A 20,204-nucleotide genomic window follows, 5' to 3' on the forward strand; every position below is an offset into this window, starting at 1 on the left:
AAACAAGATGGCTGTACGGCAGTTTAAATACATACAACATCATTTACTGGCGGAAATATAGTAGAAAATATTGTCGCGTTAATCGTTTGCGTATTCCGGTCCATGCTGAACACTCATTCCGGTCCAATGTGAACACCTATTCTGGTTTAACGTGAACACCCATTCCGGACTCAAGATGAACGCTTTTGCTCACCTTTCCGGAATCACTGTTCACGTTCCGCCGGAATCCATTTCAACGTATTGATCTTCAACTTATTTGGTAACCTGTTTCCTATTTGGAGCAGGACTATGCCAGCAAAGAGGATTGCAATGCGTAAAATTCGAGACGTACTCAGGCTGAAACTGGATGCCAGGTTGTCGATTCGGCAAATCAGCGCGAGCACAAAAGTCAGCGTTGGTGCTATCCAGAAACTGCTCCAGAAAGCGCAAACTCTGAACCTGACTTGGCCGCTTCCCGACTCACTGACAGATGAGCAACTGGCCCAACTATTTTATCCCGCAGCCGATACGCGGGCCTCGTGCCGATATCAGGTTCCCGACTGGCCTGCTGTCCATCAAGAGCTGAAACACAAGGGGATCACCAAGCAACTGCTGTGGGAAGAATATACCCAGCAATACCCCAACCGCTGCTACAGCTACTCACAGTTCTGTGACCGTTACCTTCACTGGAATAAGCAGCAAAGACGCACCATGAGACAGCTGCATAAAGCCGGGGAAACGTGCTTTATCGACTACTGCGGCCAGACGGTTCCCATTATCTGCCAGAGCACCGGTGAAGTCCGGCATGCCCAGGTGTTCGTAGCGGTTCTCGGTGCATCCAACTATACCTATGCGGAAGCCACAGAGTCCCAGTCATTACCGGACTGGCTGCAAAGCCATGTTCGGGCATTCGAGTTCTTCGGTGGTACACCGGAGATGTTGATCCCCGACAACCTGCGCAGTGGCGTCAGCAAGGCATGTCGTTATGATCCGGAACTCAACCCAAGCTATCAGCAGCTTGCTGAACTTTACTGGCACTCACAAAGGTATTCACCACGAGTCCTAGGGCAAACAGAGCCAGCAGCATCCATATCCGTGCAGCAATACTTAATCCAGAAAACCAGGTTTTCATTCTGTCCTCTCCTTTGTCCGTGCTCACTGACTTTCATGTGGTGCAGCCAATTCCAGACAGAGAGGATCTTGCCGGTGCAGTTCACGTATTGTGTCCTGATTCAGTGTCAAGTCCTCACCGCTATGCGCAACAAAGTGGTTCACAGCATCTTCAAGTGTGGCCAGTAAAATGTGCGACTGAGTTTGCTGTTGCTCAATCGTTTCTTTTTCTGCTTCTGCGTTATTAGTGGCTTGTTGAATGTGCTTATCGCTGGCCTTCTGAAATACCTTATTCATACGGTTTCCTTATGGTAATGAGGTTCATAGCAATAAATATCGACACTGTGCAGCATACAGCCTGAATACATCCCGCAATGATCGACCGCCATTTCCCGCCCGCGTATTCAGAGACACATTTCCAAAATGTATTTTGATAGTCTTCCTGTATGAATAGACGAGCATATGAGTAATGAAAAAAACGCTGTTGTGAAACTTGATAACGCTCAAAATTCACACAAAAGGTACAGATTCAGTGACAATAAAATTGGTAATTCCCAGAATGATGTTTTTTACCAGCGTCAATTTTTCGACAATGTAAGCCATTGAATGAAAAAGCCAGCCATGAGGATCCCTCTGGCTGGCTCGTACCGCGTCACGCAATGATGCGGGCTTTTTTTATTCTCTGAGTGAGGTGCAATTTATCGTTTTAACCGGGTGCGTTTATGAAGTTGTGTCTATCCACACCTCCCCTTTCTCTACTTTCACTGGCCAGACAGGCACACTGACGTCGGGCTGTTCCAGGCACTGGCCGGTTTGCAGGCTAAAATGCTGTTTATACAGGGGTGAGGCCACACACACTTCCCCTTTGATGTCTCCCACTATGCCTCTGGCAATCACAAACGCCTTACCGATGGGGTCCCAGTTATCCAGCGCAAAGACCGCTGGCTCTTGGGTTGGCAGGTAAAAAAGGGCCAGTTGCCGCCCTCCCACTATTGCGCCCATACCTGAATTGGTAATCAGGGCATCCAGATCGCAGACTTTATCCCAGCTCATGCGCCCTCCTGTTCTGTTTGCTGAATTAACTCCGCCTTAGGATCGACCATCCGGACCGGAATACGCTGACCGCGTTCGCGTCGGTAATCCGGTGTTGCAGCGGCGTCACCTTCATTGACAAAGCGGCGGAAGCGGGCCAGTTTTTCCGGCGTTGACAAGGTGGTTTTCCATTCACATTGGTAGGTATCCACCACATGATTCATTTGCGCTTCAAGCTCGGCGTTGAGGCCCAGGCTGTCTTCCACCACTACACTGCGCAGGTAGTCCAGACCGCCTTCCAGATTTTGCAGCCACACTGAGGTGCGCTGCAGCTTATCGGCCGTGCGGACATAAAACATCAGCACCCTGTCTATCATGGTCACCAGCTCATCGGTAGACAGATCAGACACCAGCAGATCCGCATGGCGCGGGCGCATGCCGCCGTTGCCGCAGACATACAAATTCCAGCCATTTTCTGTCGCAATCACACCGATATCTTTACTCTGTGCTTCGGCACATTCCCGGGTACAACCGGACACGGCAAACTTGAGTTTGTGCGGTGAGCGAAGCCCCTTGTAACGGTTCTCCAGCATAATGGCCAGACCCATGGAATCGTCCACGCCATAGCGGCACCAGGTGGAACCGACACAGGATTTGACGGTTCTCAATGACTTGCCGTAGGCATGACCGGTTTCAAATCCGGCGTCAATCAGCGCCTGCCAGATATCCGGTAACTGTTCGAGCTGAGCGCCAAACAGATCGACACGCTGGCCTCCGGTGATCTTGGTGTACAAATCATATTGTTTAGCCACTTCCCCTAACACAATCAGTTTTTCCGGCGTGATCTCGCCGGCCGGTATCCGAGGCACGACAGAATAACTGCCGTCTTTTTGCATGTTAGCCAGGAAGGCATCATTGGTGTCCTGTAGCGGCTGATGCCTGGCATCCAGAACATGTTCATTCCACAAAGAGGCAAAAATCGAGGCGGCAGCGGGTTTACAAACATCACAACCCATCCCCTGACCATGGCGGGCGATCAGCTCGTCAAAACTGCGGATTTGCTCGACTCGGGCAAGATGAAACAGCTCCTGACGGGTATAAGCGAAGTGTTCGCAGATATGGTTATTAACTTCCATGCCCAGGGCGGCCAGCTCTTCATCGAGTATGGCTTTCACCATAGTGCTGCAGCCGCCGCAGCCTGTGCCGGCCTTGGTGCAGCTTTTTAATTCAGACAGCTCGTGCGTCCCGGCCTGAACCGCGTCGGCGATGTCACCGCGTGTCACATTGTGACAGGAACAAATAATGGCACCGGCGTCTTTGCTGCCCTGCAAAGAAGAGCAGTCGAACAGCAGCTCGGCCGGATGTGCAGGCAGCGGCATGCCATTGAGGTAGCATTGCAACAGGGCGTCATAGTCCTGATTATCACCAATCAGGATCGCCCCCAGCAGTTTGTCGCCAGCATCATTCACCACCAGCTTCTTGTAGACACCAGCGCGCATGTCCTGCAGCACCATCTCCTGGCAGCCTTCGCCCTGACCCAGCGAGTTGCCTATGGCAGACACATCAACGCCCATCAGTTTCAGCTTGGTGCTCATATCCGCCCCGCTGAACCGGCTGTCACCGCCAAGAATCTGATCGGCTGTAATACGTGCCATGCTGTAACCCGGCGCCACCAGCCCAAAGATTCGCTGCTGCCACAGGGCGCATTCTCCGATGGCGTAAATATCCGGATCGCTGGTCTGGCAGGCATCGTTGATCACAATGCCGCCGCGCTCGCCGATCTCCAGACCACACTGGCGCGCCAGCGTATCCTGCGGCCGGATACCGGCAGAGAAGACGATCACATCCACTTCCAGCGGCTCATGGCCGCTGAAGTTCATTCTGTGAAAAGCGGTTTCACCATCGGTGATCGCCGTAGTGGCACGCTGAGTGTGGACCTGCACACCTAACTCGGACACTTTGCTTTTCAGCAGCGCACTGCCTGCATCATCAATCTGCACCGGCATCAGCCGGGGCGCAAATTCCACCACATGGGTTTCCAGACCCAATAAACGCAATGCGTTTGCCGCTTCCAGCCCGAGCAGGCCACCGCCCACCACGGCACCGGTTCTGGCACCGTCACAGGCGGTTTTGATGGACGACAAATCATCCAGAGTACGGTAGACAAAGCAGTTGTCCCGGTCGCTGCCCTGCACAGGCGGCACAAAGGGGAAGGAACCGGTTGCCAGCACCAGCTTGTCATAGGCCAGCTGGGTATCGCTGGCGAGTGTCACTCTTTGCTTGTCGCGATCGATAGCCACAACCTGCTCACCGAGCAGCAACTCAATGCCATTGTCCTGATACCACTGCTCACTGCTGAGCAGCAGATCCTGATGTTCGCTGCCGGAAAACAACGATGACAGATGCACCCTGTCGTAAGCGACAAAGCGCTCTTCACCCAACACAATAATCTGATAACGCTGATGAGCGTTCTTCGCCACCAGTTGTTCAATAAGGTGATGGCCGACCATGCCGTTGCCCACCACCAGTAATTTTTCTCTTTGCATCAACATAATACTCTCCTGCACATTCGCGATGTCACTGCTGCGCCCGATCAGGCCACTTTCTTGTTGCTTTTCTTGTCCGGGATCGGCTCCACTTTGCGTTGTTTCTCATAGAGGAAACGCAGCACGCTTTGTCTCAGCCGCTGATAAACCGGATCATCGGCCAGCGCGACCCTGTCCCTTGGCCGCGGTAAATCGATATCCAGCACCTCACCGATCGTCGCCGCCGGGCCGTTGCTCATCATCACGATGCGGTCTGACAGCAGCACCGCTTCATCAACGTCATGGGTGATCATAATGACGGTGTTATTCAGCTCGGCCTGAATTGCCATCAAAGCATCCTGCAGATGCGCCCGCGTCAGCGCATCCAGCGCGCCGAAGGGCTCGTCCATCAGCAGAACCTTGGGCTGCATGGCCAGCGCCCGGGCAATGCCGACCCGTTGTTTCATCCCGCCGGAAATCTCATCCGGCCGCTTGTCGTGGGCGTGATCCATCTGCACCAGTTGCAGGTAATGCATCACTTCATCACGGATCGCGGCCGAGGCTTTGCCTTTGCAGGCCTGCTTCACCGCCAGTTCGACGTTCTGGTACACCGTCAGCCAGGGCAGCAAAGCATGGTTCTGAAACACCACAGCCCGCTCAGGGCCCGGACCGTCAATTTCACGGCCTTCCAGGATCACCCCGCCGTCCGTTGCATCGAGCAAGCCCGCAACCAGATTAAGCACAGTGGATTTACCACACCCTGAGTGACCAATCAGAGAAATGAACTCTCCTTTATTGATGGTGAAGTTGACGTCTTTCAGCGCCACAAACTCGCCGTTTGGCGTCGGAAATCGCATTCCCAGATAACTGAGCAATAAATATTCGCGTGACATGGTTCTCTCCTTGTCTTCAGCTGACTCAGCGCAGGCTCAGCTGTTTATTCCATGAAAAATGTCGTTGCAGGCTGAGCATGCCGCGGTCGAGCAGCAAACCAATAAAACCTATGGTCACAACAGCCACCATGATTCTGCCCAGTGAGGCTGAGCTGCCGTTTTGAAACTCATCCCAGACGAACTTACCCAGCCCCGGGTTTTGCGCCAGCATTTCAGCGGCGATCAGTACCATCCATGCCACACCGAGCGACAAGCGCAGACCGGTGAAGATCATGGGCACAGCAGACGGCAGCACTATGGTTCTGACATGCTGCCAGCGCGACAGCTTAAGCACCCGGCTGACGTTGAGCAGATCGTTATCGACCGCTGTGACACCTACAGCCGTATTGATCAAGGTCGGCCACAGGCTGCACATCGCAACGGTAAACAGCGAATTGAGAAAAGACTTAGATACCAGCGGATCGTCGCTGACATAGAGCGCACTCACCACCATAGTGACGATGGGCAGCCAGGCCAGCGGCGACACCGGTTTTAACAGTTGAATCACAGGGTTAAAGGCCGCGTACAGGCTCTTGTTCAGCCCCAGCACGATCCCGGCAGGAATGGCTAAAGCAGAAGCCAGCAGGAAACCGGCGGCCACTGTCAGCAAACTGGTGCCAATCTGATCAAAGAAAGTCGGTTTACCTGTGTACTCACGGGTTTTCACCTCTGCCTGCGGATTTTTCGCCAGCGTGGCCGCATTGCGTTTTTCCTGACGCTCGTAGAACGCGGCTTCGCGGCTGCGTTCACGCTGATGTTCGTCCACCAGACCGCTAAATTGCTGCCAGGTCTGCGCGGGACCAGGTAAGGTTCCCAGCGAGGTATTGACCTGACTGGCCGCCAGATGCCAGATCACAAGAAAGATAAGCAGTCCCAGTGCTGGAAAAGCCAGTCCGCGACTGAAATGAATCACCTTGGCCGGTTTAGGGATAGCCGGTAATGTGAGAATCGATGCCATGAGCGGTACTCCTTACAGTGTGTCGTCGCCTTTCAGACCAATCGCGAACTTGTTGAGGTAGGCATTGGGCTGTTGGCCATCAAAAGTGATCTGATCGATAAAACCTTGCTGCGGAGGACGGAAACCGTCTTCCTGGTCAAAGTCAGGAAAATCGGCCGCAGTCAGCTTGCCTTCTTCGATTAAGGCTTCAGCGGCCTGACGGTAGATATCCGGGCGGTAGACTTGTCTGGCGATCGACATATACCAGTCATCAGATTTCGCTTCAGGGATCTGCCCCCAGCGACGCATCTGGGTCAGAGTCCAGACGGCATCGCTGTAATACGGATAGGTGGCGTGGTAGCGGAAGAACACATTGAAATCCGGCGCCGGGCGGATATCGCCTTTTTCATATTCGAAGGTGCCCGTCATACTGTTGGCAATCACCTTGGCATCTGCCCCCACATACTGGCTGCGGGCGAGTAAGGCCACCGCTTCTTGCCGGTTGGCATTGTTTTTTTCGTCAAGCCAGTGAGCAGCCCGGATCAGGGCTTTCACCACACGAATATGGGTATTGGGATAGGCATCGGCCCAGGCTTTGCTGACCCCGAACACTTTCTCCGGGTTGTTACGCCAGATGTCGTAATCGGTAATCACCGGCACGCCTATGCCTTTGGATACGGCCTGCTGATTCCAGGGTTCGCCGACGCTGTACCCCTGAATGGTCGCGGCCTCCAGCGTCGCGGGCATTTGCGGCGGTGGAGTAACGCTCAGCAGCACATCAGCCTGACGCTGGCCGCTGTTATCGCCGTGGGCCGGGTCGTAATACCCCGGATGTATTCCCCCGGCAGCTAACCAGTAACGCAGCTCATAGTTGTGTGTGGAAACAGGAAACACCATGCCCATGTTGAACGCCTTACCTTCCGCCTGATACGAGGCAATCACAGGTTTAAGCACGCTGGCACTGATTGGGTGCCGGGGGGTGCCGTTGTCCGTTTTCGCCAGGTTCGGCTTGATCGCGTCCCAGACGTTATTGGCAACCGTAATGGCATTGCCGTTGAGATCCATGCTGAAAGCCGTGATCACTTCCGCTTTGGTCCCTATACCTACGGTGGCGCCAATCGGCTGTCCGACCAGCATGTGGGCGCCATCCAGCTCGCCGTCAATCACTCTGTCCAGCAGCACTTTCCAGTTGGCCTGAGCTTCCAGTGACACGTACAGGCCTTCGTCTTCGAAGAAGAAGTTTTCATACGCCACGGCCAACGGGGCCATATCGGTCAGCTTGATAAAGCCGAACTTCAATTCATCTTTTTCCGGCGGACCTACCTGGGCCTGTGCCGACAGCGATATCAGACTGGCACTTGCGATGCCGGCTATCATCCATCGATTGATCGATTCCATATCCAAACCTCTTCCATAGATAAAAAACAAAGCGTTAAAAACAAAAAACGCCGCTCTCCCCGAAAGGAGCAGCGACGTTGCTGTATTGATCAATTTTTTCAGTGGCGCGTGACGTTAGCGCGGGTTTATACCGGCTAGACCACCTTACCTTTAATTCACCAGTCTCTGCTCTGTAGATCCCCGCCTACGCGGGGATGACAGGCTAATGCCACCGGCATTCTCTCGCTCTCTCGTCATTCCCGCGCAGGCGGGAATCCATTAGCGTATTACCGGGTCATAAACGGTTCAGGCTCAGCAGCAGGTTTTTCGCAATCTGGCCTAAACTCTGGCTGTTGTGCATGGCGGCCTCACGAAGCAGGCGATAGGCTTCTGCCTCATCCAGCCCCTGATGCTTCATCAGCAGTCCTTTGGCCTGCTCCACCAGCCGCCTGTCCTCAAGGCGGCGATTCAGCGTCGCCAGCGCATTTTCCATCTGGCTCTGGCTGTCCCTGACCTGGCATGCCCTTTCTACCCATACACTCAGCGCCGTTGCTGAGTCCGCCGGTAAAAGCACATAGCCATTAGGTGCAGGGAGCCGGTCGATATCCTGATGCTCAAGCTGCCGGAGCAGTACCACCAGCGGCCACCGTTGGCTGTCTGCATGGTCTACCAGCATCCTCAGCTCGGCATCAGCTCTGGCCCAGTTGATCACCAGTGCACTGCCCTGCGTCTCTGCCGTCAGTGCCGCAAGCTGGCTGAAGCGACAACCGATAACATTGTCATATCTGGCCGCCAGTTCGCCGGTCAGCTTTGCCTGTTCCCGGGTACAATCGCTGCAAACCAGTATCTGACTGATGTCTTTATGGTTGCTGGCGACTTGCTTTCGATCTGACTTTTCTGGCTTGGCCATTGGCCTGTCTTCCTTGTACACAATGGTTCAACACGCATTCATACATAAAGAAGCAAGCAATCAGCCACTTAGTCAAAATCAGCCGTAAAATACCTCTTTAGGGTTAGTCTCAGCGGCATCGTTGCAGTTAAGTGCTTGATTCAGGGTTGCACGCAGTTCAACAACATCGCCGATAATGAGTAATGCCGGTGACTGTCCTTTTAACTCCTGCCCCAGTTTGGTGAGCTTGCCCAATGACGACACATGGACTTTCTCCTCCGGTGTGCAGCCTTTAATGACCACAGCCAGCGGTGTGTCCTTGCTGAGGCCACCCAGTGTCAGGCCGCTTTGGATCTCTCTGGCCTGCTCAAGCCCCATATAAAAGACTATGGTTTGCCCCGCGCCGATTAACTGCGCCCAGGCAGGTAACGCGCCGGACACCACATGGCCGGTGACCAGAGTGACTGAACGGGACATTTCTCTGTGCGTCAGCGGGATAGAGGTGGATGCCGCGCAGCCAATGGCAGCGGTAATGCCGGGCACGAAATCAAACGGGATTGCCTCTGCCGCCAGCGCCAGCCCTTCTTCCCCGCCTCGGCCGAAGATCAGCGGGTCGCCGCCTTTCAGGCGCACCACATAGCGGCCTTGTCTGGCCTGCTCTATCAGTACCTGATTAATGGCTTCCTGTTTCATGCTGGGCTGGCCGCAACGCTTACCCACATAGATACGCTCAGCATCCGGGTTCGCCATCGCCAGAATGGCATCGCTGACCAGGCGGTCATACACCAGCACTTCTGCCTGCTGGATGGCCTTGAGGGCTTTTAAGGTCAGCAGTTCAGGATCGCCCGGCCCCGCTCCCACCAGACTGACGGAAGGGCGACGCGGCACTGACTGGAGCCGGGTTACCGTCGCTGCGCTGTGTGTCGATATCATTGGTTTTACTGTACTCATACCTGTTCTCCTTCCGTCACTGCTTCTTCCGTGTTCACTTGCGTCTGTCTGAGCAGCGCCTTTACTTCGCCAAGGCAAGACCCGCAGTTAGAGCCGCATTTCAGTTGCGCCTGCAATCCCGCCAGACTGGTCAGCCCATTGCGCTCAATGGCTTGTACAATCTGTCTGTCCGTTACCCTGAAGCAGCTGCACACCAGTTTTGAGGGTGCCTGTCCCTGCATCGCCAGTGCCAGAAAAGCACTGACCGAAAACGCCTTATCAAACAAGCCGGTATAGGGCTGGGGATCAGACCGGAGTGGCTGCTCGCTCACTAGGCACATGGCGGTTAACCGGCTGTCGGCTGTCATCAGAGCCGTCCAGTCGCCGTTACCTGTACCGTCCATCACCAATGCCTGCGGCGTGATGCCATACAGATGGGATTTAGACAGCGGCGTGCGGCAGGCAAAGCGCCAGATATTGATCGTTTCTCCGGTCTGGAAACTGAGGAAATCTGTCTCAAACGGCGGTGGCAGCGCGCCCATCCAGATCCCGTAACTGGCTGCCCGGGCCGGTGACAGCGTCACAGCAGCCGATTTAAAGGCAGGCTGGCCCGACACGGGATCAACCTCAGGCGCAACCATCTGATTGACCCGGCTGGCAAAACCAAATGCCCCTGCCCAGTGCATCGACATGTAGAGCTGGTTTGACGACAGGCCATCATCGACCGCCAGCTTGGCCAGCATGCTGTTGCCGTCATAACCCAGTGACACCAGCTGTCCTTCGCTGAGCTGATATTTACTGGCCGAGAGCGGATGAATATACACAGTCGGCTCCGTTTCGCTTTCGGCCAGCCTGGCTATATGCCCGGTGCGCGTCATGGTGTGCCATTGGTCGCGCTGGCGTCCGGTATTGAGCCACCAGACGCCGGGCTGGACCTCTTTTTCGCTATGATGAGCAGTGATCAGATTGGCGCGGCCGCTGGCAGTCGGAAAGACCCCGTCACTGAACAGGTGTGACTCTCTGCCCAGCGGCCAGCGCTGCGGCTGCCAGTTGGCATATTCGGCATCTGTCATTGACGCTAACTTTGAAATATCAAACAGATAAGGTGAATTTTGGTTAATGCGGCTCAAGGCCGCGTATTCGCGATACACATCCGCCACAGTGGCGAAATCAAACCCGCTGAAGCCCATTTCTTTAGCCACTTCACAGATAGCCCACCAGTCGGCTTTGGCCTCGCCGGGAGGAGGCAAAAACGCCCGCTGACGGGAGATCATTCTTTCAGAGTTTGTCACCATGCCGTCTTTCTCGCCCCAGCCGGCCGCCGGCAGCAGCACATCGGCAAATGCCGCCGTGTCCGCTTCCGGTGAAATATCAGACACCACCACGCACTCACAGCGCGCCAAGGCTTCCGCCACTTTGCAGCTGTCAGGCAAAGACACCACAGGATTGGTCGCAATAACCCAGACAAACTTGATCTTGCCCTGATGAATAGCCTCAAACAGCTCAACCGCTTTAAGCCCGGGTTGAGTGGCCATATTCGGCGCCTGCCAAAAATCGCCGACTGCTGAGACAGATTGCGGATCAAAGCCTCTGTGAACCGCCAGCTGATTTGCCAGCCCGCCGACTTCACGGCCGCCCATGGCGTTGGGTTGTCCGGTCAGCGAGAATGGTCCGGCCCCCGGTTTACCGATTCGCCCGGTGGCCAGATGGCAGTTAATAATCGCGTTGGCTTTGTCGGTGCCGTTGGCCGACTGGTTAATACCCTGACAAAACAGGGTCAGGGTACGCGGGGAATCTTTGAACATCGCGTAAAAAGCGTTGAGCTGCTCCCGGCTCAGTCCCAGCGTCTCAGCGCAGCGAGCCAGACTGTAAAGGTCACGGCTGATTTCAGCTTTCAGCGACGCAAAACCCTCACAATGCCTCGCGATAAAATCGTCATCCAGCGCATGATGATCAGACAAATAACGCAACAGGCCGTTAAACAACAGCACATCGCCGTCGTTCGCAATCGGCAGATGGAGATCGGCCTGCTCCGCCGTTGTCGTGCGTCTGGGGTCGATCACGACCAAACGCAGATCCGGGTTTGCTTCACGGGCCTGCTGAATACGGCGAAACAGTACCGGGTGCGTCCAGGCGGTATTGGCACCGACGATGACGATAAGATCCGCTTTTGCGATATCGTCATAATGAACCGGTACCAGATCTTCACCGAATGCCCGGTTATGCGCCGCTACCGCCGAGGACATACAGAGCCGTGAATTGGTGTCGATATTGGCTGTACCAATAAAGCCTTTCATCAGCTTGTTGGCGACATAGTAATCTTCTGTCAGCAACTGACCGGAGACATACATAGCCACACTGTCCGGGCCGTATTTGGCAACCGTCTCCTTCAGCTTCTGTGCGATAGCGCCGGTGGCAGCAGACCAGCTGACTTCCTTGTCCCCCAGGCGCGGATACAGCAGGCGATTAGGTATGTTCAGGCTTTCTTTCAGCGCAGATCCTTTGACGCAGAGCGCCCCATGATTGGCAGGGTGAGAGACATCACCGACTATTTCAGGCTGCTTGGTCAGGCTGCCGGGCTGAAACTTGCCTTTCACCGCCACACCACAGCCTACACCACAATAGGGACAGGCAGATTTCACTGCTTCACCTTGCTTACATCCTGCAACCTGACCGGCTGTGTTGCTCATATTCTTCTCCTTCGCGTCCCGCTTAGCGCCGGTTTCAGGCATAAAAAAAGCCACGCCCCCGGGAGAGGACGTGGCTGCAATGCCTAAAACCAAAGTATCAAGTGTTGAATGTCGTGTACTTTGGTTGTATTGCATCTTGTGTGCCAGTTTTCATCAAACAGCCAAAGTTGTTTTATTTCAGATAATTATCTCTGACAACAACACCACCACATGATGTCGCACAGGTTAAGACAGCCAATCTTAGTGCACAACTGCACTGAGTTGGGGAGCCCCTTAGCCAAGCCGCGCCTGCCGCTGCCTGAACCACACCGGGCCGAACGTGTTGAACAGGGTCGCCAGTACAATCAGGCTGACACCCACCACTTTGTTCCACACCAAAGTCTGCTCAAAGAAGCTGATCTGCCAGATGAAAGCAAACAGCAGGTTGGTCAGAATAAGGGGCGCCAGGCTGGAGCCGGATTCCACCAGGCGGTAGGCTTTGACCCGAAAGACCTGAGTATTAACGATGCAAACGGCCAGCAACAGCAACGAGGGTAACAGCAGCGATTGCAGATCGGTTAACTGCTGCCAGCTGGCTGCCAGCCTGTCAGTGCTATGAGTAAGGAGTACCAAAGGCAGCAACATCAGACTGGCGAGCGTAAAGCACCAGGCATTTAAGCCAAAGGCCGACATGCTCCCTTTACTCACCCGGTACAGGCTGACCTGGGATCCGGCATTGAACACCCCCGCCGCTACCCCGATGATCAACTCCGGCCGCAGGGCATAACCGCCGGCATTACCTGCCATTAACACCACCCCTAAAAAGGTGATCATCAGATTCATGACTGTCATCGGCGGAATCCGGGTGTGAAATAACAGTTTTTCTAACACAGGAATAAACAGCGGACCGGTACTGAACAGCACCACAGTTTCCACCAGACTCAAATGGCTCAGTGAAAAGAGGAAACACAGCTGAGCGGCAGCAACGCAAAAGGCTCGGATCCCCAGTGACTGCCAGAGCTTTTTGCTGTCGGGTACGGCCCACTGAGTCAGCGACATCAGCCACATCAGTAACACGGCTGGTATTGAGAATCGCAGAAAACTGAGCATTTCTATGCTGATCTGATCACTTAACAGTTTGGACACCAAACCGTTTACCGACAGACTGAAGGTGGAAGCCAGCATGAAAAAAAGAGGGCGCAAATCTGTTGTCATTAAGTACTCCTTAGCTGGTGAGGAGTCTAACGAGGTTACAAATGATAAAAAAGCGAATAATATTAACCAAAACTGTTAGAAAAACTTACAGATGAGAAAACTCGTAGCACTGAAATCACTCTATGCTTTTGTAGCAGTGGCAGAAACGGGCAGCATGACTGACGCCGCTGAAGTCCTGCATGTCAGTCATTCGGCTATCAGCCAGGCGATAAAGTCACTGGAAAACCAGCTTGGCCTGCCGTTGTTCCAGCGGGTGGGCCGCCGGGTGGAGCTGAACCGAAATGGCCGCAAATATTACCGCCAGGTGGCTCCGGCACTCGAACAGATAGTGTCAGCCGGTGAAGCCTTGCAGCAGCAGAACCCGCACCGGCTGACACTGAACATGGTGAACTCGCTGGCGCTGCACTGGTGGATCCCCAGAGTGCCCGATTTTCAGGCTCTGGCGCCTCAGATTGATATTCGTATTTCTACCCTGACCCATGTGTTTGATCTCGACAAAGAGGGGGTAGACGTTGCTTTGATCCACGGCCGTTCGGATGACTGGCAAGGCTATCATTGCGAAAAACTCGGTGACGACCAATTGATCCTGGTTTGCGCGCCGTCACTCATCGATACCGGCAGTGCTCTCAGCGCAGACGCCATGCTGTCGGCCCATCACCCCATTTTTGTCACCAACCCAAGGCGTGAGAACGACTGGCAAATCTGGTGTCAGGCCAATCAGCTGCCGGTGCCGGCACAGCGCCACAACCTTTGCTTTACCGCTTCGATCCAGGCGGTGCAGGCAACGCTGAGGGGATTGGGTATTTTGGTCACTCATCGCCTGTTTGTCAGAGATGAAATCAGGCAGGGACTGCTGACAGAAATCGGCCCGTCGGTGCGCAATCCATACCAGTCCTACTATTTTGTCTGCCAGAAAGAGAAGCTTGTTCAGGAAAGCGTATTGACGCTGCGGGCCTGGCTGCATCATGAATTCCGGCTGGCCAGTGCATAAAACACTGGCACTGATTACTCTTCTTCCGCCAGCAGCAGGTAATCTGAGAACAGGAAGTTGCCTAACAGCATTGACTGATTTTCAGCGCCATCGAAATAATCCAGATAAAAGCGCACCAGTACATAGCCGGGAGAATCCCCCTGACCGAGATCTAAAATGTTGAGGGGGATTTCCAGCGCTTTGTCCTGCTGATGCTGAAGTACGACAGGCTCGGCCAGAATCACAGTCTCATCATTCTCCGGCCCCAGGCTCATCCCTTGTGCGGGAACCGTGAGCCTTGGCGGTACATGCTCGCCGGGATAACCCGTCTGGGCCGGGGACGTGACAACAAATACCCGCTCACTGCGCACAGTATTCAGGGTCGCCTCCCTTGCTCCGCTGTTGGTAAAGCTGAAACGCAGTGTGGGCTGCAACCCGGCATTCACCTCATCTTCTATATAAGCCACAGGTTGGGGTAAATCACTCAAAGGCAGGTTGGATAACTTTCCCTGCTCGTCGTAGCGGTAGTAATGCTGCTCACCGTCATCATGGATATAAATATCCAGCCGTGACAGCAAACTGCCTTTGGCGTCCGGATCACGTTTGATATGGTATATGTACAGCGCATTCTGGCGCGTATTCGCCTGTAGCAGCCCTTCAACCACCAACTGAGAGGGAGAGGCAAACTGCTTCATCTGATCCGTATGCTGAAGGTAACCGGGATCGCCGCATAATAACCAGGGAGGCATGATGGCTGACCAGCGCTGGCACTCACCAGACATGGGATCTTGTTCAGTCGACGCCTCTCGCTCAGCAATCAGGGCGTTATACTCTTTCTGACTCATGATGATCAGTTCGGGCAAAAGGAACACCGACTTTTCGCCCGAAAACGGCGCCAGTTCAATGCCGGAAAGGTGCAACTCAGCCGGGCGGGTGTTATGGGTGTAAATATTAAGTACAACAGCACCCAGGATCATAGCGAGCAACAGCGGCAGTATGAACCTTAACAACAGATTTTTTTTGGTCATGGCGACAACTCAGCAATCAGCACCAGGAGATTGTGCTAAGTATAGCCTTCATGCGGGTACTATTATTTGCGGCTCTGACCGTTACGCTCGCTGAACCAGTGCCGCGATAGATTCGCCGGAATAAATAACACCTTGTTTCTTCAGGTACGTATCACAAAATCACACGATAAAAGGCAAAACCCGCATTCAATTATGAGCAGAAGGGCATACTCAGTCGCTCATTTAACCTATATTAGAGCACTCAACGGCACCTTTATGTTCCTGTCCTGTATCATCACCAGTCAGGAACTTCATCAGGTGGCAACAGTCGAATGCTTTTGTGCGACTGTATAACAGATGTATTTTTTCTAAATCTAAGGATGCTGACTATGTGGCAACTCTCCGATCTGGCTCCCCTGCTGTCTGACCATGACGGTTGGGAGGTCGACGTACAGGGTCAGGCGTTACTGATCCATAATGAAGACAACATTGAAGCTTTTCTGGCGGTTTCAGGTGAGCAGATTCTGGTTGAAGTCTTATTGTTTGACGCCGGACAGGTGAAAGACACCGATGCACTGAACCGTGAAATACTGCGTACACATAAAATGTTCCCGCTGTCGACCATAGGTATCAACGCGATCAACGGCAATGACTATTACGTTGCCTTTGGTTCACTGTCTTCCCAGTCAAAAGCAGAAAGCGTTGTGATTGAAGTCGCCACGCTTTTCCGTAATGTTGAAGCCTTTATTGATTTGTACCAGGACTTCCTCAAGGAGCAAACGGCATGAGTGTCTGGAAAAAACTCTTCACCGCAATGAAAGGCGGTGCCAACGAAGCCGCAGAAGCCGTCGCAGACAGCCAGGCGCTGCGTATTCTCGATCAGGAAATCCGTGAAGCCAAAGCGGAACTGCGCCGCTCTGATGAGGCACTGGTTGGCATAGTAGCCAAACGTAAACTGTCTCAGCAAAAAGTGGAAAGCTTTAATCTGGGGCTCACCGAATACGAAGCCTATGCCCGTAACGCGATGGAAAAAGGCCAGCAGGACTTAGCGCTGGAATGTGCACAGAAAGTCGCCAACCTGCGCAATGAACAGCAGGCAGAACAGACGTATCTGGATCAGTTCACTCAATCCGAGCAGACACTGAGAACCAACATCGCCCAGGCCAAAGATAAACTTCGTCAGCTAGAGCAACAAGTGGATGTTGTAAAAGCCAATGAAGCGGTGCAAAAAGCGCAGTCTGCGGTGTCATCCGGTCATGTTGGTGCCAATGCCAAAATGCATACCGCAGCTTCGTCGCTGGAGCGTATCAAGCAGCGTCAGGCAGAAAAAGCCGCTCAGCTGGAAGCTTCTGCGGAAATGGCAGCCGAACAATCAGGCAGTGCGCTGGACAAGAAACTGGCCGACGCCGGAATCAAGAGCGGGGGCACAGCCTCTGCCGAAGATGAACTGGCACGCATTCTTGGTCGATAATAAGCGGTAACTCCGGGGGCTGAGGTCATTGCTGTGGCTGCTCAGCCCTTAGGATTGAGGAGAAATGCATGTCTATCTGGTTGTTGGTCCGCCGTTGGGCCCATCAACAATTCAATCAACTCAATGGCCGAAATCTGCTCATTACGCTGCTGTGCTATGTCGGCTTATCCTGGCTACTTCTTGAACTTGCGGGTGAGCAGGCGCTTACACACTCATTAACTCACTTTTTCTACTATCTTGTCGTGACGGCTTCTACCGTCGGCTACGGTGATTATTCCCCGGCAACTCAAGCCGGAAAGTGGGTGGTCGCCCTGTTCGTCATTCCGGGCGGTTTGGGTCTGTTCGCCATCGGGATTGGCCGCCTGGCTACGCAATTTATTAGCTATTGGAAAAGTGGCTTGCTCGGAAAACGGAGAATTAACGTGGAGAACCATATTCTGGTACTCGGCTGGAATAACCAGCGAACCTTGCACCTGATTAAAATGCTGCAGCACGAAGAACGACAGCGTCGCCACATTGTGCTGTGCGTGCGCCCTGAAATGGAAAACCCGTTGCCGGGTGAGATTGATTTTGTACGTGTTGTCAGCTTTACTGACACCGCTGACATGGACAAAGCCGGTGTCAGCACAGCAAGCTGTATCATCATAGATAACGAGCAAGACGATGTGACGCTGGCGGCGGCACTGTATTGTTCAAGCCGCAATCCCGATGCGCATTTGCTCGCCTACTTCACGGATGAAGGACTGAGCGACTTGCTGAAATCACATTGCCCCAAAGCCGAATGTATTCCGTCCGTGGCGGTGGAAATGCTGGCCAAGGCCGCTGTCGATCCGGGTTCCAGCGAGCTTCACCATGAACTGCTGAGTACCCATCACGGCATGACCCAGTATGCGGTACGCTTTCCTGAGACCGCTTCCCCGACACAAGTCAGCCGACTGTTTACCCTGTTCAAAGAAGAACACGAGGCCACTCTGATAGCCATTGATCGCGGGCTGGGTGTGGAATTGAATCCACCGCTGGATCTGGCCGTATTGCCCGGTGCCAACCTGTTCTATATCGCCGATGAACGTGTCAATGATTTCAACTGGCCGTCTTAAACCGGCAAGGAGTAGCTATGTTCGACTGGTTAAAAAAACGCAAGCAAGCCGCAACCACTGAGCCGACAGCCCCCGAGCTCATCGGTCTTCGTTTAGGCGGTGCCTTTGAGCTGGATGATTTGAAACTGCGTCTTACCGAACCGTCTCTGATGATTGAAGGGGCTGCGCGTACCCAGCTCATCCAGGCTGTCGGGGAAGTCTGGCTGGACGAACAAACACGCCTGGTACGCTATTACACCGATGACGAAGGCTTTGTTCAGGTGCTGACCCACGGTGCCGGTGATGCTGATGTCAGCGAGGTAAAACTGTTTTACTTCTATGACAGCAAACCTGTCGATACAGACAGTGAATGGCAGCATTTACTGGACAAAGGGATAGTCAAAGGCCAGTGGCAACTGGAAGACTTCACTTATCAACAAGTGTGGGAAAACAGTCGCCCTGTTGCTATGACAGAGAAAACCTGGCTGCAGAACGGGACGGCCAGCTCTACCGATCAGTTTGTCATGGTGTACGAGCGAGACGCAGAAGCCGGGATGAAAGAAGTGCTTCTGGTGTCTGCAGAAGAGAAAATATTCAACAACAGAGCTGAACGCAGCCTGGTGTTGAGCACAGGATTTGACCTCAGCCCGACAGATTTTAAACTTATTGGCTGAGTCAGATAATAACCACTAAACATTTATAATTTCAGGGATTTCCATGGATCTTTTGACACAATCACTCGCCGGGCTAGGCTCATTTGTCGCTTATTTTGCTATCTCTATCGTGTTCTTAATGCTGTTCAAAGTCATCTTTGTCCGCATTACTCCTTATGACGAATGGAAACTGGTCAAAGAAGAAAAAAACACCGCAGCAGCCATTACCCTTGCCGGTTCAATTCTGGGTTACGCACTGGCGATTTCTGGTGCTGCCAGCAACTCAGTGAACTTCATTGACTTTGCTATCTGGGGTGTCGTGGCATTACTGGCGCAGATGCTTGCCTATGTGATTGTCCGGGTTGGTTTCATGCCCCGTATTGCCGAGCGCATTGAAGCGGGAGAAATTCCTGCCGGCCTGCTGATGGCTGCCACCTCAGTGTCAGTTGGCCTGCTCAATGCGGCCTGCATGACCTATTAAGGGGGACTGTCATGAAACGGACTAAAGACGTCAATCTTTCCGGCATGCGAAAACAATGGCGTCCCTTTGCCATTGCGCCTGTTACCGCTGCCATTACAGCGGGATTGCTGACAGGTTGCAGCGATCCGCAGGAAGATGCCGTGATCTACCATACGGTCAATGACTGTAAAGATGACAACCCGGGCTATTCCGAACAGTGTGAAGCGGCCTATCAGAATGCACTCAAGGAAGCTGAGCGCACGGCACCGAAATACAAAAACTTGCAAGAGTGTACCACTGAGTTCGGAACGAACTCTTGCATGAAATCAACGGAAAACAACTGGTTCATGCCTGCAATGGCCGGCTTTATGTTTGCCCGATTGCTGGACAGTAACCGCGGTTACTACAGCCAGCCAATGTTCAGCTCCTACTATCCGGGCAGCCGTTATTACGGCCGCTGGACCACTTCCGACGGCTACGACTACGGTTCATACCGCTATAAAAAGTCAAAGATCAAAGTCGGCCCGGAGCAGATGAAACCCAAGCCTACCGTCAGCCGCACCATCTCGCGCGGGGGCTTTGGCTCCAGTGCTGCAGCAAAATCCAGTTGGGGCAGCTCTTCCAGCCGGAGCTGGGGGGGATAATAGGTTCCGACTTGATCCAGAGCGCCGACAGGCGCTCTTTTCATTAAAACTTACAGCTCAAAACAATCGTCCACGAATTTTTATCAGCCACCCCCAAACTGATATATTTTCCTTAATAAACAACAATATATATTAACACTTAGAGCATAAACGCAAAAACAGACCAAGATCACACTTTGAACACTAAGCAAAATATTGATAATATCCTCACGTTTTTCATAAGCAGAAAATCTGAAATACCTGCTTTACATGAGGTCTGGACGCAGTATTTTGCGTCCAACATGGCCTATTTCACTGTCCGTTAAATTGATCTACATCAATTTTCACT

Annotated in this window: 17 protein-coding genes and 1 pseudogene; 8 read left to right on the forward strand and 10 right to left on the reverse strand. The window is 53.3% G+C overall.

Annotation, left to right across the window (positions count from 1 at the left end):
• Positions 1-288: 288 nt before the first annotated feature.
• Positions 289-1,011: pseudogene (gene istA, locus IFO68_RS20810) on the forward strand (IS21 family transposase); the annotation flags it as partial.
• Between the two features lie 798 nt (positions 1,012-1,809).
• On the opposite strand, the gene nirD reads toward istA, so the two are convergent.
• The 9 genes from nirD to IFO68_RS20855 all read right to left on the reverse strand — a co-directional run bounded on the left by nirD (position 1,810) and on the right by IFO68_RS20855 (position 13,595).
• Entirely contained in the window at positions 1,810-2,142 is a 333-nt protein-coding gene (gene nirD / locus IFO68_RS20815; protein WP_192017693.1) for a nitrite reductase small subunit NirD, read from the reverse strand.
• Positions 2,139-4,667: a nitrite reductase large subunit NirB gene (gene nirB / locus IFO68_RS20820; RefSeq protein ID WP_192017715.1), complete on the reverse strand. Its 2,529-nt coding sequence runs from the start codon at positions 4,665-4,667 to the stop codon at positions 2,139-2,141. The genes nirD and nirB overlap by 4 nt, the downstream gene beginning before the upstream one ends.
• Positions 4,668-4,714: 47 nt before the next feature.
• The gene (locus IFO68_RS20825; protein WP_192017694.1) at positions 4,715-5,539 is read right to left on the reverse strand and encodes an ABC transporter ATP-binding protein; all 825 of its coding nucleotides are present in this window, start codon (positions 5,537-5,539) and stop codon (positions 4,715-4,717) included.
• A 25-nt stretch (positions 5,540-5,564) separates the two neighbouring features.
• Positions 5,565-6,536 (reverse strand): ABC transporter permease, encoded by a 972-nt coding sequence (locus IFO68_RS20830; protein WP_192017695.1) that lies wholly within the window; start codon positions 6,534-6,536, stop codon positions 5,565-5,567.
• A gap of 12 nt (positions 6,537-6,548) precedes the next feature.
• Positions 6,549-7,892, reverse strand: a complete 1,344-nt coding sequence (locus IFO68_RS20835; RefSeq protein ID WP_419555452.1) for a CmpA/NrtA family ABC transporter substrate-binding protein — start codon at positions 7,890-7,892, stop codon at positions 6,549-6,551.
• A 295-nt stretch (positions 7,893-8,187) separates the two neighbouring features.
• The gene (locus IFO68_RS20840) at positions 8,188-8,802 is read right to left on the reverse strand and encodes an ANTAR domain-containing response regulator (protein ID WP_192017697.1); all 615 of its coding nucleotides are present in this window, start codon (positions 8,800-8,802) and stop codon (positions 8,188-8,190) included.
• A gap of 78 nt (positions 8,803-8,880) precedes the next feature.
• Positions 8,881-9,732: a uroporphyrinogen-III C-methyltransferase gene (gene cobA / locus IFO68_RS20845; RefSeq protein WP_192017698.1), complete on the reverse strand. Its 852-nt coding sequence runs from the start codon at positions 9,730-9,732 to the stop codon at positions 8,881-8,883.
• A complete protein-coding gene (locus IFO68_RS20850) occupies positions 9,729-12,401 on the reverse strand; it encodes a nitrate reductase (protein WP_192017699.1) in 2,673 nt (890 codons plus the stop codon). Before IFO68_RS20850 ends, cobA begins: the two co-directional genes overlap by 4 nt.
• Before the next feature lie 273 nt (positions 12,402-12,674).
• Positions 12,675-13,595, reverse strand: a complete 921-nt coding sequence (locus IFO68_RS20855; protein ID WP_192017700.1) for a DMT family transporter — start codon at positions 13,593-13,595, stop codon at positions 12,675-12,677.
• A gap of 91 nt (positions 13,596-13,686) precedes the next feature.
• Between IFO68_RS20855 and IFO68_RS20860 the strand changes: the two genes are divergently transcribed.
• Positions 13,687-14,586, forward strand: a complete 900-nt coding sequence (locus IFO68_RS20860) for a LysR substrate-binding domain-containing protein (protein ID WP_192017701.1) — start codon at positions 13,687-13,689, stop codon at positions 14,584-14,586.
• A gap of 14 nt (positions 14,587-14,600) precedes the next feature.
• On the opposite strand, the gene IFO68_RS20865 is transcribed toward IFO68_RS20860, so the two are convergent.
• A complete protein-coding gene (locus tag IFO68_RS20865; protein WP_192017702.1) occupies positions 14,601-15,593 on the reverse strand; it encodes a hypothetical protein in 993 nt (330 codons plus the stop codon).
• 368 nt (positions 15,594-15,961) lie between these two features.
• Here IFO68_RS20865 and IFO68_RS20870 point away from each other — a divergent pair, with 368 nt between their 5' ends.
• From IFO68_RS20870 to IFO68_RS20895, 6 genes are all read left to right on the forward strand, one after another.
• Positions 15,962-16,360 (forward strand): DUF2170 family protein, encoded by a 399-nt coding sequence (locus tag IFO68_RS20870; protein WP_192017703.1) that lies wholly within the window; start codon positions 15,962-15,964, stop codon positions 16,358-16,360.
• Positions 16,357-17,043 (forward strand): PspA/IM30 family protein, encoded by a 687-nt coding sequence (locus tag IFO68_RS20875; RefSeq protein ID WP_192017704.1) that lies wholly within the window; start codon positions 16,357-16,359, stop codon positions 17,041-17,043. Before IFO68_RS20870 ends, IFO68_RS20875 begins: the two co-directional genes overlap by 4 nt.
• Positions 17,044-17,111: 68 nt before the next feature.
• Positions 17,112-18,140 (forward strand): potassium channel family protein, encoded by a 1,029-nt coding sequence (locus tag IFO68_RS20880; RefSeq protein ID WP_192017705.1) that lies wholly within the window; start codon positions 17,112-17,114, stop codon positions 18,138-18,140.
• 17 nt (positions 18,141-18,157) lie between these two features.
• The gene (locus tag IFO68_RS20885) at positions 18,158-18,793 is read left to right on the forward strand and encodes a YjfK family protein (protein ID WP_192017706.1); all 636 of its coding nucleotides are present in this window, start codon (positions 18,158-18,160) and stop codon (positions 18,791-18,793) included.
• Between the two features lie 43 nt (positions 18,794-18,836).
• The gene (locus IFO68_RS20890) at positions 18,837-19,253 is read left to right on the forward strand and encodes a DUF350 domain-containing protein (protein ID WP_192017707.1); all 417 of its coding nucleotides are present in this window, start codon (positions 18,837-18,839) and stop codon (positions 19,251-19,253) included.
• Between the two features lie 11 nt (positions 19,254-19,264).
• Positions 19,265-19,876 (forward strand): DUF1190 family protein, encoded by a 612-nt coding sequence (locus IFO68_RS20895; protein WP_192017708.1) that lies wholly within the window; start codon positions 19,265-19,267, stop codon positions 19,874-19,876.
• Positions 19,877-20,204 lie beyond the last annotated feature (328 nt).

The organism is Photobacterium arenosum (assembly GCF_014841115.1).
GTDB classification, from domain to species: domain Bacteria; phylum Pseudomonadota; class Gammaproteobacteria; order Enterobacterales; family Vibrionaceae; genus Photobacterium; species Photobacterium arenosum.

What these genes read in the sequence shown, in the direction of transcription:
- IFO68_RS20860 (WP_192017701.1), top strand. Translation starts at nt 13,687, where the DNA reads ATGAGAAAACTCGTAGCACTGAAATCACTCTATGCTTTTGTAGCAGTG.
- IFO68_RS20835 (WP_419555452.1), bottom strand. Translation starts at nt 7,892, where the DNA reads ATGATAGCCGGCATCGCAAGTGCCAGTCTGATATCGCTGTCGGCACAG.
- IFO68_RS20855 (WP_192017700.1), bottom strand. Translation starts at nt 13,595, where the DNA reads ATGACAACAGATTTGCGCCCTCTTTTTTTCATGCTGGCTTCCACCTTC.
- IFO68_RS20885 (WP_192017706.1), top strand. Translation starts at nt 18,158, where the DNA reads ATGTTCGACTGGTTAAAAAAACGCAAGCAAGCCGCAACCACTGAGCCG.
- IFO68_RS20850 (WP_192017699.1), bottom strand. Translation starts at nt 12,401, where the DNA reads ATGAGCAACACAGCCGGTCAGGTTGCAGGATGTAAGCAAGGTGAAGCA.
- IFO68_RS20865 (WP_192017702.1), bottom strand. Translation starts at nt 15,593, where the DNA reads ATGACCAAAAAAAATCTGTTGTTAAGGTTCATACTGCCGCTGTTGCTC.
- nirD (WP_192017693.1), bottom strand. Translation starts at nt 2,142, where the DNA reads ATGAGCTGGGATAAAGTCTGCGATCTGGATGCCCTGATTACCAATTCA.
- IFO68_RS20840 (WP_192017697.1), bottom strand. Translation starts at nt 8,802, where the DNA reads ATGGCCAAGCCAGAAAAGTCAGATCGAAAGCAAGTCGCCAGCAACCAT.
- IFO68_RS20890 (WP_192017707.1), top strand. Translation starts at nt 18,837, where the DNA reads ATGGATCTTTTGACACAATCACTCGCCGGGCTAGGCTCATTTGTCGCT.
- nirB (WP_192017715.1), bottom strand. Translation starts at nt 4,667, where the DNA reads ATGCAAAGAGAAAAATTACTGGTGGTGGGCAACGGCATGGTCGGCCAT.
- IFO68_RS20875 (WP_192017704.1), top strand. Translation starts at nt 16,357, where the DNA reads ATGAGTGTCTGGAAAAAACTCTTCACCGCAATGAAAGGCGGTGCCAAC.
- IFO68_RS20880 (WP_192017705.1), top strand. Translation starts at nt 17,112, where the DNA reads ATGTCTATCTGGTTGTTGGTCCGCCGTTGGGCCCATCAACAATTCAAT.
- IFO68_RS20895 (WP_192017708.1), top strand. Translation starts at nt 19,265, where the DNA reads ATGAAACGGACTAAAGACGTCAATCTTTCCGGCATGCGAAAACAATGG.
- IFO68_RS20830 (WP_192017695.1), bottom strand. Translation starts at nt 6,536, where the DNA reads ATGGCATCGATTCTCACATTACCGGCTATCCCTAAACCGGCCAAGGTG.
- cobA (WP_192017698.1), bottom strand. Translation starts at nt 9,732, where the DNA reads ATGAGTACAGTAAAACCAATGATATCGACACACAGCGCAGCGACGGTA.
- IFO68_RS20825 (WP_192017694.1), bottom strand. Translation starts at nt 5,539, where the DNA reads ATGTCACGCGAATATTTATTGCTCAGTTATCTGGGAATGCGATTTCCG.
- IFO68_RS20870 (WP_192017703.1), top strand. Translation starts at nt 15,962, where the DNA reads ATGTGGCAACTCTCCGATCTGGCTCCCCTGCTGTCTGACCATGACGGT.